Source organism: Streptomyces sp. SID5910 (assembly GCF_009862125.1).
Classification (GTDB): Bacteria; Actinomycetota; Actinomycetes; order Streptomycetales; family Streptomycetaceae; genus Streptomyces.
In genome coordinates, this window is sequence record NZ_WWHX01000756.1 from 1 (window position 1) to 2,367 (window position 2,367).

3 protein-coding genes and 1 pseudogene are annotated in these 2,367 nt (G+C 73.2%); 1 reads left to right on the plus strand and 3 read right to left on the minus strand.

Annotation, left to right across the window (positions count from 1 at the left end):
• The 3 genes and pseudogenes from GTW67_RS26530 to GTW67_RS26540 form a co-directional block, all read right to left on the minus strand.
• Positions 1–214 (minus strand): annotated as a pseudogene (locus GTW67_RS26530) (CoA-transferase); the annotation flags it as partial.
• Positions 211–1,074, minus strand: coding sequence for a CoA transferase subunit A (locus tag GTW67_RS26535; RefSeq protein WP_346010747.1), 864 nt, complete (start codon positions 1,072–1,074; stop codon positions 211–213). The gene GTW67_RS26535 and the pseudogene GTW67_RS26530, both read right to left, overlap by 4 nt.
• Positions 1,071–1,862, minus strand: coding sequence for an enoyl-CoA hydratase family protein (locus GTW67_RS26540; protein WP_161167309.1), 792 nt, complete (start codon positions 1,860–1,862; stop codon positions 1,071–1,073). The genes GTW67_RS26535 and GTW67_RS26540 overlap by 4 nt, the downstream gene beginning before the upstream one ends.
• Positions 1,863–1,939: 77 nt before the next feature.
• On the opposite strand from GTW67_RS26540, the gene GTW67_RS26545 reads away from it, so the two are divergent.
• Positions 1,940–2,367 (plus strand): SDR family NAD(P)-dependent oxidoreductase (locus tag GTW67_RS26545; protein ID WP_161167310.1); only part of this gene is annotated, 428 nt, incomplete at its 3' end.

Here is a 2,367-nt window from a genome sequence, read left to right on the forward strand (position 1 = left end):
CCGGGGCACCGACCGCCGGGACGTCGCCGACGAGCAGCGCCTCCCCGTCCGTCAGCAGCAGGTCGGGGGAGAAGGTGAGCCTCGCCAGCCGGGCCCCGATCGCGGGGACCGTGCCCATCGGGCTGGCCAGCACCTCGCCCGCGCCCCGCCACGCCTCGGCGCACGCCACCACGCAGTACTCGGCCCGCGTCGCCGTCGTCGTACCGCCGCTCATGCTTCCTCCTCGTGGAACGCCGCCACCGCGGCCTGGTACGCGTCCTCGTCACCGGACAGGAACCGCTCCTCGAAGGCCGGCCAGGCCTCGGGATCCCGCGCCGCCCGGACATAGGCCCGCTGGAAGGGCTCGTCGCGGTCGTGGTCGGGGACGCAGGAGGTGAAGTGCGCGCCCCTCGGCGCCTCCACGACGCCGTTGACGAACGCGCGCTTGACCAGCAGGGACTGCGGACCGCCCTCCTTGAGCAGGTCGGCGGTGTCCACGACGCGCTCGCAGGACACGTACGCCGCGTCGGCGGCCTCGCAGAACAGGTCGTCGAAGTACGGGTCGGGGCCCAGGTACTGGGCGTTGCCCTGTGCGTCGGCCCGGTTGAGGTGGACCAGCGCGGCGTCCAGCCGCAGCGCCGGGACCGCGACCAGCTCCTCGCCGTCCTCGTACGGGGAGGTGACCGTGCGCAGGGACGGGTTGACCCGCATCACGTCCGAGGCGAGTCCGGCCCGCACCGGCAGGAACGGCAGCCGCTGCGCCGCGGCCGTCAGACCCCACATGACCATCGCCTCGTCCAGCTCCACCATCTCGAACGCGGCGCGCTGCCGGGCCGCCGCGAAGTGCGGTTCGAGGGGAACGGAGTCGAGGGTGGCGAACGCGGCCACCAGGGTGCGGATCCTCCCGGCCGCGGCCAGCAGTCCCACATCGGGGCCGCCGTACGAGACGACGGTCAGGTCGGTGACGTCCGAGCGCAGCAGCGCGCGCACCAGCGCCATCGGCTTGCGCCGCGAGCCCCAGCCGCCGATGCCGATCGTCATACCGCTCTCGAGCCGGCCGACCACGTCCTCGGCGGTCATCGTCTTGTCGCTCACTGCCGCTCCTCACTGGACGGGACACCGGACGCATCGCTGTACGCGGTGCCGGACGAGACGAACGCGTCGCGGTGCCTGTCGGCGACGCCCGCGAGGTTGGCCTCGAAGGTGAAGCCCTGCTCGAAGCGGTAACTGCGGCGGACGTCCACCGGGTCGATGCCGTTGATCGCGGCCTTGGCGAGCCGGATGAGACAGCCGTCCTTCGCGGCGATCTCCCGGGCCAGCTCCAGCGCCGTGTCGAGCAGCAGCTCGCGCGGCACCACCCGCCACACCGAGCCGTGCCGGTGCAGCTCCTCGGCGGTGACGGTGCGCGAGGTGTAGTACAGCGCCCGCATCAGCTGCTGGGGGACCAGCCGGGCGAGATGGGTCGCCGCGCCCAGCGCGCCCCGGTCCAGCTCGGGCAGCCCGAAGGTCGCGTCGTCCGCGGCGACGACGGCGTCCGCGTTGCCGACCAGGCCGATGCCGCCGCCCAGGCAGAACCCGTGCACGGCGGCGACCACCGGGACCTCGCAGTCGTACACCGCGGCGAACGCCTCGTAGCAGCCGCGGTTGGCCCCGATCAGGGCGTCGTGCCCGGCCGTGCGCTGCATTTCCTTGATGTCGACGCCGGCGTTGAATCCGCGGCCCGCGGCCGTGAGCACCACGCAGCGCACCGCCGGGTCGGCCCCGGCGGCGCGGACCGCGGCGGCCAGGTCGTACCAGCCCCGCACGGGCAGGGCGTTGACCGGAGGGAAGTCCACGGTGACGACGGCGACGCCCTCACTGGGGGCGGAGGTGGAGACACCCATGAGCAGATCAGCTACCTTTCCACCAAACGTTTGTTAGGGGAAGGTAGCAGCGGATCCGCCGCTGCGGGAGGTGTCATGTGGCAGCGACCATCGATCTGTCCGGCTCCGTCGCCGTCGTCACCGGCGGAACCCGGGGCGTCGGCGCGGGGATCGCTCGCGCTCTGCTGGAGGCCGGCGCGCAGGTCGTGACCTGCGCCCGGAGGGCCCCGGACGAGCCCGTGGAGGCGGGCGGGCGCACGGCCCGCTTCCTCCCCGTCGACCTCCGCGACCCGGAGGCGGTCACCGGATTCTTCGAGCGGGTGAGGAGCGACCACGGGCGGCTGGACACCCTGGTCAACAACGCGGGAGGGTCGCCGTTCCGGATGCTCGACGACGGCGGGACCGAACGTCACGCCCGTGTGATCCGGCTCAACCTCCTCGCGCCGCTCGAAGCGTCCCTCGCCGCGTACGAGGTGATGTGCCGTCAGGAGGGCGGCGGGTCGATCGTGATGGTCGGGAGCGTCAG

What these genes read in the sequence shown, in the direction of transcription:
- GTW67_RS26540 (WP_161167309.1), bottom strand. Translation starts at nt 1,862, where the DNA reads ATGGGTGTCTCCACCTCCGCCCCCAGTGAGGGCGTCGCCGTCGTCACC.